The sequence below is a fragment of the Frigoribacterium sp. ME-P-080 genome (genome assembly GCF_030209595.1).
Taxonomy (GTDB): Bacteria; Actinomycetota; Actinomycetes; order Actinomycetales; family Microbacteriaceae; genus Frigoribacterium.
Genome location: NZ_JARVRR010000010.1, coordinates 145370 through 159602 on the forward strand (window position 1 = coordinate 145370; position 14233 = coordinate 159602).

Consider the following 14233-nt stretch of genomic DNA (forward strand, 5'->3'; position numbering starts at 1 on the left):
CTTAGGGGGTAGGTGGTGATGCGGGCCGACCGGGGTCGGTTCGGGTGGGTCGGGCCTCAGCCCAGCACCCCGGTGGCGAAGCCACCGATGATCAAGCCGATGATACCGAGGCCCACGACGCCGCCCGAGATGCCGAGGATCAGCGGCAGGTGGTTGCCCTTGGGCTGCGACGCGGCCAGCACGACCGCACGGGTGGACGTGTGCGTGCTGATGGCCCGGCTGGCGCGCACGGGCTCGGCGTCGCTCGACGCCTGCTCGGCGTCGCCCTGCTCGAGGATGCGGTCCATGTCGGAGTTGTCGATGCGTGCCTGCGAGCCGGTCGACGCCAGGCTGCGCGGCAGGTCGATCGAGCCCGTGATGATGATCTCGCCGGTCGCGTTCAGCGCACCGGTCACGTCGGCGACCTGCGCGTCGGTGAGGATCAAGGCGTTCTGCTGACCGGTGCTGGTGCCGAGCTGGCGGCCCGGGACGGACTCGGCGTCGGGCTCGTCGGACTGGGTGGACCAGTGGCCGGACGGGACGACGGGCGCGGCGTCGGACGAGTCGTCGCGCTGGTCGCGTGACGGACCGACGCCGGACGGTCGCGGCGCCGACGACACGGGACGGGACGGGGCAGGAGGCGCACTCGGCGAGTCCTGTCCGCTGCGGTCCTGCTCGTCGGACAGGGCGAACGGGAACACCGTCGGCGTCGACGTCGGGGTGGGGGTCGAGGACACCGGGGTCGCCGCGCCGGTCGCACCCGTGCGTCGGGGCCCGGGGACGTCGTCCGACGAGTCGTCGTCGTCGTCCGACGGGGTGACGTCCGACACGGCGGACGGCACCGGGGCCGAGGCGGGACGGAGGGCCGCCGAGGCCGGCGCGGACGCACCGGGCGCAGAGGCCGGCCGGTCGGCGGCCGGGGCGATCTCGTCGACGGTGTTGAGCGCGTCGGCCAACGGACGACGGGGTTCGGGAGCTGGTGCCTGCAGAGGCACCGGGGAGGCGTCGCGGCTCTGGCTCGCGTCGCGCAGGGCGCGCATCTGGCGGCGGGTCAGGCCGGTGCCGGGGTCGACGACCGAGCCGGGTGCGGGGGGCGGCACGTCGCGCAGGGCGGCAGCCGACGGCACGGGAGTCGGCATCGACACGTCACCCGTGGGGGTGGTCGCGGGCCGCGGGGCGGGAGCGGACGTCGAGGCCGGCACCACGGGCACGGCACCGGTGATGGCCTGACCGGCCTCGCGGGCTCGCTCGAGGTCGCGGATCTGTCGCCGGGTGAGGGGCGGCTGACCGTCGGACGTGCTCATGAAACGCTCCGATACAGATGGTGCTTGGAGATGTACTGGACGACGCCGTCGGGGACCAAGTACCACACCGGAAAGTCTCGACCCACCCGGGCGCGGCAATCGGTCGACGAGATGGCCAGTGCGGGGACTTCGAGCAAGCTTACGTCGCTCTCGGGCAAACCGCTAACGCTGAGGTCGTGCCCCGGCCGGGACACGGCGACGAAGTGGGCGAGGTCCCAGAGCTCTTGGACGTCTTTCCAGTCGAGGATCTGGGCGACGGCGTCGGCGCCGGTGATGAAGAAGAGCTCGGCCGTCGGACGGAGGCGTCGGATGTCGCGCAGGGTGTCGATCGTGTAGGTCGGCCCCTCGCGGTCGACGTCGACGCGGCTGACCGTGAAGGTCGGGTTCGACGCCGTGGCGATGACCGTCATGAGGTAGCGGTGCTCCGCCTCGCTGACCTCGGGTTTCATCCACGGTTGACCGGTCGGCACGAAGACGACCTCGTCGAGGTGGAACGACTGCGCGACCTCGCTGGCCGCGACCAGGTGCCCGTGGTGGATCGGGTCGAACGTGCCGCCCATGATGCCGACGCGGGGTCGCCTGACGCCCTCGCCGTCGGGCACGGTGGCGCCCGCCACGACCATCTCGCCGACCTCGGCGGTCAGTGGTTCTCGGGGTGACCGAACTCGTCGATCGGACCGTCGTGGTGGTCGAGCTTGTTCGCCTTGCGCAGCGAACGGTTGGCGACGTCGCGGTAGCTGAACACCACGTAGCCGAGGACGAGGAACGCGACGGCGAAGACACCGGCGATGACGGGTGCCGGCGCGATCAGCGGTGCGAGTTCTTCGTGGGCTTCGGCGAGCAGCAGCGAGGCGTCGAGCATGGGTTCTCCCGTTCAGGCGGTGACGATCGTCGGTAAGTCTACCCGCGGACCTGTCCCTGACCCCGCACGACCCATTTGGTGCTCGTGAGTTCGGCGAGCCCCATCGGTCCGCGGGCGTGGAGCTTCTGGGTCGAGATGCCGACCTCGGCCCCGAAGCCGAACTCGCCGCCGTCGGTGAAGCGGGTCGAGGCGTTGACCATGACGACGGCGCTGTCCACCTCGGCCAGGAACCGCTCGGCGGTCACCAGGTCGTTGGTCACGATCGACTCGGTGTGGTGCGTCGACCACCGGGCGATGTGCGCCATGGCCTCGTCGACGTCGGCCACCACCCGGACGGCGAGGTCGAGCCCCATGTACTCGGTCGCCCAGTCGTCGTCGGTCGCCGGGACCCCGTCGGGGAAGACCTCGAGCGTCCGTTCGTCGCCGTGGATCGTCACCCCCGAGGCTCGCAGGGCACCCAGCACCGGCGGCAGCAGGCGTTCCGCCGCCTCGCGGTGGACGAGCAACGTCTCGAGGGCGTTGCACACGCTCGGACGCTGCACCTTGGCGTTCTGGACGATGTCGACGGCCCAGCCCTCGTCGGCGCTCGCGTCGAGGAAGACGTGCACGACCCCGGCACCGGTCTCGATGACGGGGACCGTCGACTCGCGGACCACGGTGTCGATCAGCTCGGCGCTGCCCCGGGGGATCAGGACGTCGACCAGCCCTCGGGCCCGCATGAGGTCGGCGGCCCCCTCGCGGCCGAACTCGTCGATGGTGACGACGGCGTCGGCCGGCAGCCCCACCTCGGCGAGGGCCTCGCGCATCACCTCGACCAGCACGCGGTTGGACTGCTGTGCCGCGCTGCCGCCGCGCAGGACGGCCGCGTTGCCGCTCTTCAGGGCGAGCGCGGCGATGTCGACCGTCACGTTGGGCCGGGCCTCGTAGATGGCTCCCACCACGCCGAACGGCACGCGGACCTGGTCGAGGCGCAGCCCGTTCGGCAGCACCTTGCCCCGCACCGACTCGCCGACCGGGTCGACCAGCGAGGCCACCAGCTCGGTGGCGGCCGCGAGCCCGGCCAGTCGTCCGGAGTCGAGCCTCAGGCGGTCCTGGAGCGAGGCGCCGACGCCGTTCTCGCGCGCGTTCGCCAGGTCGAGCTCGTTCGCCGCGACGATCCGGTCGACGTTGGCCAGCAGGGCGGCGGCGACGGCGCGCAGACCCGCGTCCTTGCGGTCGGCCGTCGCGGTGGCGAGCACGCGGGAGGCGGCCTTCGCGGCGGTCAGCTTGTCGGTGAGCGACGGGGCCGGGGCATCGATGAGCGACATGCACGAAGCCTATGCGCCGCTCCCCCGTCCCGCGAGACCGCTCCGGCGGTCACCGCGGCGGCGCGGACGCCCCCGACGAGGCGCGGGTCAGTCCGGTCGCCCGCCCGCGCTCCCGGAGTCCCCCGCCGCAGGTCCCGACCCCGCGGCTCCCGCCGCCTCGAAGAAGGTGCCGACCTGCTCGCCCGCGAGGGCCCGGGCGACGTTGGCGGCGCTCGTCACGAGGACGGGGGTGCCGGCCTCGGCCGCGAACCGGGCGGCCGCGACCTTCGTGCCCGCGCCTCCGGTGCCGACGCCGGCCGCACCGGCCGCGCCGAAGGTGACCCCGGCGAGGTCGTCGCCGAAGGGCACGTCGACGAGGGCGACGGCGCCGGGTTCGTGCGGCGGGCGGGTGTACAGGGCGTCGACGTCGCTGAGCAGGACGAGGGCGTCGGCACCGACCAGCTGCGACACCAGCGCCGCGAGCCGGTCGTTGTCGCCGAAGCGGATCTCGTGGGTGGCGACCGTGTCGTTCTCGTTGACAATCGGCAGGATGCGCAGCTCGAGCAGGCGCTCCATGGCGCGCTGGGCGTTGCTGCGGTGCGTCGGGTTCTGCATGTCCCCGGCGGTCAGCAACACCTGCCCCGCCACGATGCCGTAGCGGCGCAGGCTCTGCTGGTACCGGTAGATCAGGACGTTCTGCCCGACGGCGGCGGCCGCCTGCTGGGTCGCGAGGTCGGTCGGGCGGGAGTCGACGCGCAGGTGCGGCAGGCCCGTGGCGATGGCCCCGGACGAGACGAGCACGACCTGGGCACCCCGCCCGTAGGTCGCGGCGAGGGCGTCGACCAGCGGCTCGATCTGTCCGGCGTTCTCACCGCTGATCGACGACGAGCCGACCTTGACCACGATGCGGCGGGCCGTGCCGAGGCCGGCGCGGTCGACGACGCCCCCGGTCACGCCCGCTCGTCGCCTTCGACGTCGTCGCCCTCTTTCACGAGGAACCCTTCGTCGTCGGTCCACAGGCCGGCGGCGCGTTCGCGCTGCAGTTCGGCGCGGGCCTCGGCCTTGGCGTCCATGCGCTCGAAGTACTCCTCGCGGCGCTGGTTGCGGGTCGGGCGGTCGTTCTGGATCAGGCGCGGGTCGGTGCCGCGGGCGCTGGTCATCAGCTCGGCCGTCGAGGTGAGGGTGGGCTCCCAGTCGAAGACGATGCCGCCCTCGGGGCCGATGACGACCGTCGAACCGGCCTGCGCACCGGCCTTGAACAGGGCGTCCTCGACGCCGATGGCGTTGAGCCGGTCGGCGAGGTAGCCCACGGCCTCCTCGTTGTTGAAGTCGGTCTGCACGACCCACCGCTCGGGTTTCTGGCCCAGGATGCGGTACACATTGCCGTAGGTGCCGCCCTCGACCCTGATGACGAAGGGCTTCTCGTTGACGGCGCGGGGGCGCATGACGATGCGAGGAGGCGCGGGTCGCGCCGCGATCTCGGCGCGGCTGGCCTCGACGACCTCGGCCAGGGCGAAGGACAGGTTCCGCAGGCCCTCGTGGCTCACGGCGGAGATCTCGAAGACGCGGTAGCCGCGGGCCTCGAGCTCGGGCGTGACGAAGTCGGCCAGCTCGCGACCGTCGGGCACGTCGACCTTGTTGAGCGCGATCAGCTGCGGGCGGTCGAGCAGCGGCTTCTGACCGTCGGGGACGGGGTACGCCTCGAGCTCGCGGAGGATGACGTCGAGGTCGGTCAACGGGTCGCGGCCCGGGTCGAGCGTCGCGCAGTCGAGCACGTGCAGCAGGGCCGAGCAGCGCTCGACGTGGCGGAGGAACTCGAGCCCGAGGCCCTTGCCCTCGCTGGCTCCCTCGATCAGCCCGGGCACGTCGGCGACCGTGTAGCGCGTGTCACCCGACTCGACGACGCCGAGGTTGGGGTGCAGCGTCGTGAAGGGGTAGTCGGCGATCTTCGGCTTGGCGGCCGAGAGGGCGGCGACGAGGCTCGACTTGCCGGCCGACGGGTAGCCCACGAGGGCGATGTCGGCGACGACCTTGAGTTCGAGCAGGACGTCTCCGGCCCAGCCGGGGGTGCCCAGCAGGGCGAAGCCGGGCGCCTTGCGCTTGGTCGACGAGAGGGCCGCGTTGCCGAGGCCCCCGATGCCGCCCTCGGCGGCGACGTAGCGCATGCCCGGTTCGACCATGTCGATCAACTCGACGCCGTCGGCGGACTTCACGACGGTGCCGACCGGCACGACGAGCTCGAGGGTCTCGCCGTTGGTGCCGGCTCGGTGGTCGCCCATGCCGAAGCCGCCGTTGTCGCTGGAGCGATGCGGTGCGCGGTGGAACCCGAGCAGCGTCGTGACGCCACTGTCGCTGACGATGACGACGTCGCCGCCGTGACCGCCGTTGCCGCCGTCGGGGCCGGCCAGCGGCTTGAACTTCTCGCGCTTGACGGACACGCAGCCGTTGCCGCCGTTGCCGGCGCGGAGGTGGAGGGTCACTTGGTCGACGAATGTGGCCATGAGGTGCTTGATCTCTTTGTCTGTGCGTGCCGGTGCGAGCTGCCCGGGTCAAACACGTCTGGGGCGAGCAGGATGCTCGCCCCAGACGGTGCGACCCGCGAGGGGCCGCCGATGCGGGTCGTGTGCCGACGCCGCGTGGTGGTGCTAGACCGTCGCCGTCGCGGAGGCGACGATGTTGACGACCTTGCGGCCGCCCTTGGCGCCGAACTCGACCGAACCGGGGGCGAGGGCGAAGAGGGTGTCGTCTCCGCCGCGGCCGACGTTGACGCCGGGGTGGAAGTGGGTGCCGCGCTGGCGGACGATGATCTCGCCGGCGAGGACGACCTGGCCGCCGAAGCGCTTCACGCCGAGGCGCTGTGCGTTCGAGTCACGACCGTTGCGGGTGGACGATGCGCCCTTTTTGTGTGCCATGTGTTCTCAGCCCCTGGTTCAGTTGATCGAGGTGATCTTGACGCGGGTCAGGTCGGCACGGAAGCCCATGCGACGCTTGTAGCCGGTCTTGTTCTTGTAGTTCTGGATGACGATCTTCGGGCCGCGCAGGTCGTTCAGCACCTCGGCGGTCACGGTGATCCCTGCCAGGGCGTCGGCGGCGGAGGTGACGGTGTCACCGTCGACGTGCAGCACGGCGGGGAGGGTGATGGAGTCGCCTTCGGCGGCCTTGAGGCGGTCGAGGGTGACGATCGTGCCGACCTCGACCTTCTCCTGCCGACCACCGGCGCGCACGACTGCGTAGACCATGTCTGTTCCTTAAGAGTTGGGGTGTCCGGCACGACGCGGCCTCGAGCCAGCGCGCACCAACCGCCCATCGTACAGGGGGCCGCTGGGGCCGTCAACGCGTCCTCCGACGGGCGCCGCGCCTCCTCCGTCCACGACCCCCGCACCGGCAGGCGGACCGACGACTAGCATCCAGGGCGTGATCCTGATCGACGAGGCCGTGTGGCCGGCCCACGACACGTTGTGGGCACACCTGGTGAGCGACGACTCGTACGACGAGTTGCACGCCTTCGCCGCCCGTCACGGCATCCCCCGCCGCGGGTTCGACCACGACCACTACGACGTGCCCGAGTCCCGACGGGCGGAGTTGATCGCCGGTGGGGCCGTCGCCGTGACCGGCCTCGACCTCGCCCGCCGTCTCGAACGCAGCGGGCTGCGGGTGTCCCAGCGGGTGAAACGCGGCCTCACGGCCTGACCGGTTCCGTCCGCCCCGGCCGCAGGCGCGGTCACCAACTCGTGTCGAAGCCCTCGTAACTGGCCACGACCGCGCCCGAGGCGATCTCGACGATGGTGGTCGTGACCCCGTCGGCCACGGGGTCGATCGTGTACGAGTAGTCGGTCGGCGTCGTCGCGTCCCCGACCGACTGGACCGCCAGGTACTGCCCGTTCGGGGAGACGTCGAAGCCCTCGATCACACCGGACGCGCTCGGGGGTTGCCAGAGCGTCCGTGACGTGGCACCGTCGTCGGCGACGACGAGCGTCCGGTACGTGAGCCCGTCGTCGGACGGGACCGACACCTGCTGCACGACGTGGCCTGGGTCGAGGGCCACCAGCGGTCCGGCGAACGGGAGGACGCCGTCGACCGGGGCGGGGGCACGGGGGCGCTCGTCCCCCGTGGCGAGGTCGACGACCATGGAGGCGATCGCCGACGCGGCGATCAGCGTGGTGCCGTCGAGCGACACCCCCTGCAACAGCGAGTACGTCCCCACGGGCCGCACGGGGTCCACTCCCGAGAGGTCGATGACGCTCACCGAGTCGTCGACGGCCTGGACGACGACGTCGTCCTCACCCGGCACGAAGGCCCAGTCGGTGGGTTCGACGGGCTGCCCGGACAGGCCGAGGACCGGGGCCACCGCCCGCTCCCCCTGCAGCGGCAGCGTGTACAACGTCTCGACGTCCGAACCGGTCGGACGGAACGAGAACGCCAGCGTGGTCGTGGCACGGTCGGCCGCGAAGCGGGTGATCAGGCCGGGGGCCTCGGGCACGGGCAGGGTCTCGACGGCGGCCCCGTCGAGCGACACGAGGCTGAGGCTGCTCTGCGTCCCGTCGTCCGTCACGACCGCGACGGCCGAGTCGAACACCTCGTAGGCCTGGATGCGCGGCGCGGACCAGACGGTCGTCCTGTCCGAGCCCCGGAGCCCGGCCCGTTCGATGCGGTCGTCGGCCCCGGACGTGCCGCGCACGAGCCGGTACGCCGTCGCCGGGGGCGTGCTGAACCGCGCCTCCAGGGTCGAGGTCTGTCGCTGGTAGACGCTCGAGACCCCGTCGACGCGGACGTGGTAGTCGGTGTCGTACGCGAGCCGGCCGGTGAAGGTCACGGCGACCACGTCACCCGACGTCTGCACCGTGAAGGCGGCCGCGGGCGTCACGACCACCTGCGAGGCGTCGACGTGCGCGAGCGCCTGGTTGGCGAACACCCGCAGCTGCTGACCGGGACGCTCGACCACGGCCGTCGTGTCGACCTGCGTCTCGCCCGCCTTGGGGCCCTGGAAGTAGGTCAGGCCCACGAAGGCGGCACAGACCACCGCGAGGACGGTGACGACGGCGACCCATCGCGTGCGCCAGCGGGCACCGGCCTCACGGGCGTCCTGCTCGGTGAGGAACACGGGGTCGGACGCGAACGGATCGGGCGTGGCAGCCCCTCCCGTCGCGCCCCGGCCCCGTCCGCCCTCAGTAGAGGTACGGGTCACTGGGCTGTCCCACGGTGGTGACGTCGTCGGGCACGAGGGCGACGGGGTCCTGGCTCGAGCTGCTGCGGTTGGTGTCGAAGCCGCCCGTGACCTCGACCCAGTCGTCGGCGGCTACCTGGTCCTGCCACCCCGGCAGGTAGACGGGCACGCCGACGGGCTGGGCGTCGACCGCGCAGCACGTGATCACGAAGCGCGACACGTAGAACACGTCGTCGGGGTCGGTGTCGGACGGCGTGACGAACCCGACGACGTCGGCGGTCTTGCCCTCGTAGAAGGCGAGGTCGGTCGTCTGCCTCAGCAGGCCGGCCCAGTCGAGGACGCTGAACGACCGGTAGGCGTCCGAGGAGGCGCTGGTCGCGTCGGCCACGGTCGTACGGTCGAGCGCCGCGGTCGACGAGTTCACGTCGCGCTGGCCGGCCGTGGCGCTGGTGAGGGTGGCCGGGGGCAGGGCGACGACGGCGATCGCGATGGCGGCGGTGACGGCGACGCCCACCGAGAAGGCGAGACGTCGGGCGCCGGTGGCGACCGGCCGACGCCGGCGCGGCCGGAGGCCGTCCTCGACCGCGGGCACCTCGGCCGCGTCGAGGCGGCCGTCGTGGTCGTGGTCGTGGTCGTGCCCGGGATCGTGGTCGTGGCCGTCGTGCGCGTCGTCGCCCCGGACGGGTGAGAACGCCAGCGTGGCCAACGACAGCGTCATGCCGATCAGGATCATCACGACCGTGAAGACGTCGTACCGGGGGTGGATGTACAGCACGAGCTGCCCGGTCGCGGCGAGCCAGAGGGTGGCGACGCCGACGACGAGCGTCAGCAGCACCCCTTGCCACCGGTCGAGCAGTCGGCGCCAGGGGCGAGGAGCAGGGCTAGGCGACATAGTTGACCACCAGTCCGATCGCGGCACTGGTCAGGGCCACCACGAGGGTGACCTGCCCGAGCACCTTGGGTGTGTAGGTCGTCCGCAGCAGGGCCAGCATCTTGACGTCGATGATGGGGCCGAAGACGAGGAAGGCGGCGATGCCGCCGGGCATGAACGTCGAGGCGAACGGCAGCACGAAGAACGCGTCGACGTTCGAGCAGATCGAGATGACGAAGGCCAGCACCATCATCGCCAGCACCGACCAGACCGGGTTGCTGCCGAGCGCGACGAGCACCGACCGCGGAACGATCGTCTGGATCGCGCCCGCGATGGCCGCGCCGATGAACAGCGCGGGCATCATGGTCGACATCTCGCGGCGGAACAGGTCGACGCTCTTCGCCGTGCGACCCCGGCCGTGCGCATGGCCGTCGTCGACCCGGCACTCGGCCGCGAACGAGGAGGTCAGCAGGCTCTGCTGGTTCGGGTGCTTGCTGAACAGCCAGCCGATCAGGTTCGCGATGACGAACCCGCCGATCAACCGGGCCACGAGGATGCCGTCGTCCCACCCGAACGCCTGGTGCGTGGTGATGATGGTGATCGGGTTGAGGATCGGCGCCGCGAGCAGGAAGGTCATCGACTCGGACACCGTGAAGCCCTTGAGCACGAGCCCCCGCGCCAAGGGCACGTTGCCGCACTCGCAGACGGGCAGGAACATGCCGAGGAACGAGATGACCGCGCGACGGGGCAGCCCCCGCTTCGGCAGCCACGACGAGAAGAACGCCTGCGGCAGCCACTCCTGCACGATGATCGACAGGACGATGCCGAGCAGGACGAACGGCATCGACTCGACGATGACGCTGATGGTCAGCGTGACGAAGTCCTGCAGCGCGTTCGGCAGCAGGCCCGGGCCGAGGAGGGGCGAGGCGAGGCGGACCGCCACGAGCACGGCGAGCACGAGCCCACCGGCCACGAGCAGCGGGACGCGCGACGGTGCCCGACGCGCACGCCGTCCCGCGCCGTGCCCGGCGTGGTCGGTGCGCTCCCGGACGGGAGCGCTCACCGGTCGTCCTCGTTCGGACCGGCCGGGGGCGCGAAGCGCGACCAGTCGTCCGGTGCGGGGGCCGGGTGCGACGGCACGACGGGGCGCTCGGGCGGGACGACGGGGGCCGACGGCGCCGCGGCGACGGTCGTCGGGAGGCGGGTGGAGCGATCGCCCCGGACGGCAGGAGGCGCGACGTCGTCCTCGACGTCGCCCGCGTCGTCACCCTCCCCGGCCTCGGCGACCCGGGGCGTGGGCTCGACCGCCCAGACCTCGTCGCCGTGGCCGCCGCCCAGCCACAGCCGGGCGAGGACGGCCCCGGCCACGAGCAGGGCGGTGTCGACGATGCCCGCCGACAGCGGGATGGTCGTCAGGTAGAGCGCGAGGTTCACCCACGTGCCGCCGTCGATCGAGAGCACGATGCCCGGCACGATCCCGACCACGGCCAGCGCGAGGGTGCCCGCGCCGCCCGCGACCACGGCGTGGCGGACGACCGTCCGGAGGTCGGACCGCGGCGTCAGCGGCCTGATCGTGGCGAGCACGACGAACGAGGCGACGTAGAACGGGAACGGGTAGAGCACGAAGCTGCCGAGGAACTGCCCGACCGGCGTCGCGACGAACCCGCTGGGGAACGCCGTCACCGAGAAGCCGACCGCCGAACCGACGAGCGCGACGAGGCCGAGGGCGAAACGCGCCACCAGCACGACGACCAGGGCCGTGGCCGCCACGAGCAGGCGCTCGCGTCCCTCCGGCCCGGAGGCCGAGACGGACGCAGCCCGGAGCCTCGACCTGACGGTCGGGGGTCCGGGCTGGGTCAGAGGCACGCAGTCACCCTAGACGACCTACAGATCGTCGGAGCTGACCCCCACGCCGAGGATGAACGGACCGGACTCGCCGGTCGTCGTCGGCTCGGCCGGAGCCGCTGCGGTCGTGCCCTGGCTGGAGGCGCGGCGCGAACGCGAACGCCCCTGCCCGGGCTGCTTCGGCTCGGGCAGCGCACCCAGCACCGAGTCGAGCAGCTGCTCGGCGTCCTGGCTGCTGATGCGACGCGGCTCGCGACGCGTGGTCGCGACGGGGATGTCGAGGATCGCGACCGTGGCGTCCGGGGTCGAGACCGTGGCCGACGACCGGCGACGCTCCGTGGCCTTGGCGACCGGCGCCTCCGTGGGCTCGTCGACGGGTGCGGCCACGGCGGCGGCCGGAGCCGACCGCTCGGCCGGGGCGGCCGCGGGGACCTCGATCACACCGGCGGTCGAGTCGGCAGGAGCGGACTCGGCGGGCGACGACTCGGCAGGAGCCGACTCGGCGGCGTCCTCGCCGGTCTCGCGCGCGGCACGTGACGATCCACGGCGGCCCTTGCGGCCCGAACGCCCGCGACGGCCTTCGTCGGCCTGGTCACCGGCTGCCTCGGCGGCCGGCTCGGCCTTCGTGGCACTCGCGGCGGCGGCGTCGATGGCGGCCTCGACCGCCGCGGCGGCCTGGCTGGCCGCGCCGTCGTCCTTGGCGCCGCCTTCTTCGGCATGGGCGATGGTGCTCGCCGCGATGCGCGAGAGGGCGTTCTTCACGTCGTCGGTGATGGCGTGCGTACCCGTCGTGGGGTGAGCCCCACCGGTCGGCGCCGAGGGGCCGCCGCGACCGGACTGCGGCGCGGTGCCGGCACCGGCGCCCGTGTTGTGGCCGTTGCCGCCCGACTTGCCGGACCCGCCGGCCTGGCCGCCACGTCGGCGGTCGCCCTGCTGGCCGCCCTTGCGGGGCTGCTGTTCTTGGACGCGCGCGGCGCTGCCGGCCTCGGAGAACGACTCGGCCAGGCCGAGGCCCAGCTTCTTGCGCGTCATCTGGACGAGCCCGAGCGACGTGACCTCGGCCACCTGGTGCTTGGTGCGGTCGCGGCTGAGGCACTCGACCAGGCGACGCAGCACGAGGTCACGGTTGGACTCGAGCACCATGTCGATGAAGTCGACGACGATGATGCCGCCGATGTCGCGGAGGCGCAGCTGACGGACGATCTCTTCGGCGGCCTCGAGGTTGTTCTTCGTGACCGTCTCTTCGAGGTTTCCGCCGGAACCGACGAACTTGCCGGTGTTGACGTCGACGACGGTCATCGCCTCGGTGCGGTCGATGACGAGGGAACCGCCCGAGGGCAGCCAGACCTTGCGGTCGAGCGCCTTCTCGATCTGCTCGTTGAGGCGGTACTCGTCGAACGCGTCCTTGTCGCCCTCGTAGCGCTTGACGCGGTCCATGAGGTCGGGCGCCACGGCCGAGAGGTACGACTGCAGCGTCTCGAACGCCTCGTCGCCGTCGATGACCATCTCGTGGAAGTCCTCGTTGAAGACGTCGCGCACGATCTTGATCAGCAGGTCGGGCTCGGAGTGCAGCTGGTTCGGGGCGTTGCCCGCCGCGACCTTCTTCTCGATGTCGGCCCACTGGTTGGTGAGGCGCTTGACGTCGAGGGTCAGCTGCTCTTCGGTCGCGCCCTCGGCCGCCGTGCGCACGATGACACCGGTGTTCTCCGGCAGGGCCTCTTTGAGGATCTTCTTCAGACGCGCGCGCTCGGTGTCGGGCAGCTTGCGGCTGATGCCGTTCATCGAGCCGTTGGGCACGTAGACGAGGTAGCGGCCCGGCAGCGAGATCTGGCTCGTGAGACGGGCGCCCTTGTGGCCGACGGGGTCCTTGGTGACCTGGACGAGCACGCGGTCACCGGGCTTGAGGGCCAGCTCGATGCGACGGGGCTGGTTGCCCGTCGACAGGGAGTCCCAGTCGACCTCGCCCGAGTAGAGCACGGCGTTCCGACCGCGTCCGATGTCGACGAAGGCGGCCTCCATGCTGGGCAGCACGTTCTGGACGCGACCGAGGTAGACGTTGCCGATCAACGACACGTTCTGCGCCTTGGCGACGTAGTGCTCGGCCAGGGTGCCGTCCTCCATGACGCCGATCTCGATGCGGTCGCCCGACGAGCGGACGATCATCTTGCGGTCGACGCTCTCGCGACGGGCGAGGAACTCGGCCTCGGTGATGACGGTGCGACGGCGTCCGGCGTCCCGGCCGTCGCGACGACGCTGCTTCTTCGCCTCGAGACGCGTGGAGCCCTTGATGCGCTGCGGCTCGGTGATGAGCTCGGCCTGACGCGGGGCACGGTCGCGGTCGCGACCACGGGGCTCGGAGTCGCGCTCCTCGCGGTCCTGCGAGCGGCCGCGCTGGCGGCGACGCGAGGCGGGCTGCTGCTCGCGGTCGTCGCGGTCGTCACGGTCGTCGCGGTCGTCGTCGTCGCCCTCGGGGTCGTCGTCCCACGAGTCGTCGCGGTCGTACCGGTCGTCACGGTCGTCGCGCTGTCGTCGACCGGGGCGGGCCGGAAGGACGGTGATCTCGGGTGCGTGGAAGATCAACGACGTCGTCGTGAGGTTCGCCGGGATCGGCGACGCCCCGTCGGTCGTCTCGTCGTCGGCCGTCGCGTCGGCGGCCCGTGACGGCTGGGTCGCCGCGGCGACGAACGCCTCGGCGACGGCGTCGGTCTCGCTCTGCTGGGAGGTCGGGGCCTGGGCCGCGACCTGCTCGTCGGTGGTCTCGGTCTCGTGGGTCACGGGTGATGCCTCCTGGGCGTCGTCTGTCGTCCGGACGGGTGAAGGGAGTGCTGCCTGCTGCCTGGCGGGGGCCGTCGCCGGGGCGGCGTCGACCGCCGCCTGGCGAGCCCTGAGGCCTGCGAACAATCCCCTTCTCTTCTTCGGACG

14 protein-coding genes are annotated in these 14233 nt (G+C 72.1%); 1 reads left to right on the top strand and 13 read right to left on the bottom strand.

The features are described from left to right. Positions 1-56: 56 nt before the first annotated feature. The 8 genes from QRN23_RS14840 to rplU form a co-directional block, all read right to left on the bottom strand. Positions 57-1283, bottom strand: a complete 1227-nt coding sequence (locus tag QRN23_RS14840; RefSeq protein ID WP_285063960.1) for a hypothetical protein — start codon at positions 1281-1283, stop codon at positions 57-59. Then, positions 1280-1906, bottom strand: coding sequence for a nicotinate-nucleotide adenylyltransferase (gene nadD / locus QRN23_RS14845; protein WP_082060195.1), 627 nt, complete (start codon positions 1904-1906; stop codon positions 1280-1282). Before nadD ends, QRN23_RS14840 begins: the two co-directional genes overlap by 4 nt. A 17-nt stretch (positions 1907-1923) precedes the next feature. Continuing rightward, on the bottom strand, positions 1924-2145 hold the full coding sequence (locus QRN23_RS14850; protein ID WP_056048301.1) for a hypothetical protein: 222 nt from the start codon (positions 2143-2145) through the stop codon (positions 1924-1926). A 38-nt stretch (positions 2146-2183) separates the two neighbouring features. Continuing rightward, positions 2184-3452 carry a glutamate-5-semialdehyde dehydrogenase gene (locus tag QRN23_RS14855; RefSeq protein WP_056048302.1) on the bottom strand — a complete coding sequence of 423 codons (1269 nt, stop codon included), beginning with the start codon at positions 3450-3452 and terminating at the stop codon, positions 2184-2186. A gap of 87 nt (positions 3453-3539) precedes the next feature. Further along, positions 3540-4385, bottom strand: coding sequence for a glutamate 5-kinase (gene proB / locus QRN23_RS14860; protein ID WP_056048304.1), 846 nt, complete (start codon positions 4383-4385; stop codon positions 3540-3542). After that, positions 4382-5932 carry a GTPase ObgE gene (gene obgE, locus QRN23_RS14865; RefSeq protein WP_123571841.1) on the bottom strand — a complete coding sequence of 517 codons (1551 nt, stop codon included), beginning with the start codon at positions 5930-5932 and terminating at the stop codon, positions 4382-4384. The genes proB and obgE overlap by 4 nt, the downstream gene beginning before the upstream one ends. Before the next feature lie 144 nt (positions 5933-6076). Next, positions 6077-6343 carry a 50S ribosomal protein L27 gene (gene rpmA, locus QRN23_RS14870; RefSeq protein WP_123571842.1) on the bottom strand — a complete coding sequence of 89 codons (267 nt, stop codon included), beginning with the start codon at positions 6341-6343 and terminating at the stop codon, positions 6077-6079. Positions 6344-6361: 18 nt separating this feature from the next. Next, positions 6362-6670 (bottom strand): 50S ribosomal protein L21, encoded by a 309-nt coding sequence (gene rplU, locus QRN23_RS14875; protein ID WP_056048310.1) that lies wholly within the window; start codon positions 6668-6670, stop codon positions 6362-6364. A gap of 175 nt (positions 6671-6845) precedes the next feature. On the opposite strand from rplU, the gene QRN23_RS14880 reads away from it, so the two are divergent. Beyond that, a complete protein-coding gene (locus QRN23_RS14880) occupies positions 6846-7121 on the top strand; it encodes a DUF4031 domain-containing protein (RefSeq protein WP_369794401.1) in 276 nt (91 codons plus the stop codon). A 31-nt stretch (positions 7122-7152) separates the two neighbouring features. On the opposite strand, the gene QRN23_RS14885 is transcribed toward QRN23_RS14880, so the two are convergent. The 5 genes from QRN23_RS14885 to QRN23_RS14905 form a co-directional block, all read right to left on the bottom strand. Further along, complete coding sequence (locus QRN23_RS14885) at positions 7153-8532, bottom strand: hypothetical protein (RefSeq protein WP_056048313.1); 1380 nt, start codon at positions 8530-8532, stop codon at positions 7153-7155. A gap of 64 nt (positions 8533-8596) precedes the next feature. After that, positions 8597-9487 (bottom strand): TIGR03943 family putative permease subunit, encoded by an 891-nt coding sequence (locus QRN23_RS14890; RefSeq protein WP_277959454.1) that lies wholly within the window; start codon positions 9485-9487, stop codon positions 8597-8599. Then, positions 9477-10529: a permease gene (locus QRN23_RS14895; protein ID WP_056048320.1), complete on the bottom strand. Its 1053-nt coding sequence runs from the start codon at positions 10527-10529 to the stop codon at positions 9477-9479. Before QRN23_RS14895 ends, QRN23_RS14890 begins: the two co-directional genes overlap by 11 nt. After that, a complete protein-coding gene (locus QRN23_RS14900; protein ID WP_056048323.1) occupies positions 10526-11332 on the bottom strand; it encodes a hypothetical protein in 807 nt (268 codons plus the stop codon). The genes QRN23_RS14895 and QRN23_RS14900 overlap by 4 nt, the downstream gene beginning before the upstream one ends. Before the next feature lie 18 nt (positions 11333-11350). Beyond that, positions 11351-14086 carry an Rne/Rng family ribonuclease gene (locus tag QRN23_RS14905; protein WP_350224706.1) on the bottom strand — a complete coding sequence of 912 codons (2736 nt, stop codon included), beginning with the start codon at positions 14084-14086 and terminating at the stop codon, positions 11351-11353. Positions 14087-14233 lie beyond the last annotated feature (147 nt).

Excerpts from the sequence above, each read along its gene's own strand:
- rpmA (WP_123571842.1), bottom strand. The coding sequence starts at position 6,343 with ATGGCACACAAAAAGGGCGCATCGTCCACCCGCAACGGTCGTGACTCG.
- rplU (WP_056048310.1), bottom strand. The coding sequence starts at position 6,670 with ATGGTCTACGCAGTCGTGCGCGCCGGTGGTCGGCAGGAGAAGGTCGAG.
- nadD (WP_082060195.1), bottom strand. The coding sequence starts at position 1,906 with ATGGTCGTGGCGGGCGCCACCGTGCCCGACGGCGAGGGCGTCAGGCGA.
- QRN23_RS14855 (WP_056048302.1), bottom strand. The coding sequence starts at position 3,452 with ATGTCGCTCATCGATGCCCCGGCCCCGTCGCTCACCGACAAGCTGACC.
- obgE (WP_123571841.1), bottom strand. The coding sequence starts at position 5,932 with ATGGCCACATTCGTCGACCAAGTGACCCTCCACCTCCGCGCCGGCAAC.
- QRN23_RS14850 (WP_056048301.1), bottom strand. The coding sequence starts at position 2,145 with ATGCTCGACGCCTCGCTGCTGCTCGCCGAAGCCCACGAAGAACTCGCA.
- QRN23_RS14890 (WP_277959454.1), bottom strand. The coding sequence starts at position 9,487 with ATGTCGCCTAGCCCTGCTCCTCGCCCCTGGCGCCGACTGCTCGACCGG.
- QRN23_RS14840 (WP_285063960.1), bottom strand. The coding sequence starts at position 1,283 with ATGAGCACGTCCGACGGTCAGCCGCCCCTCACCCGGCGACAGATCCGC.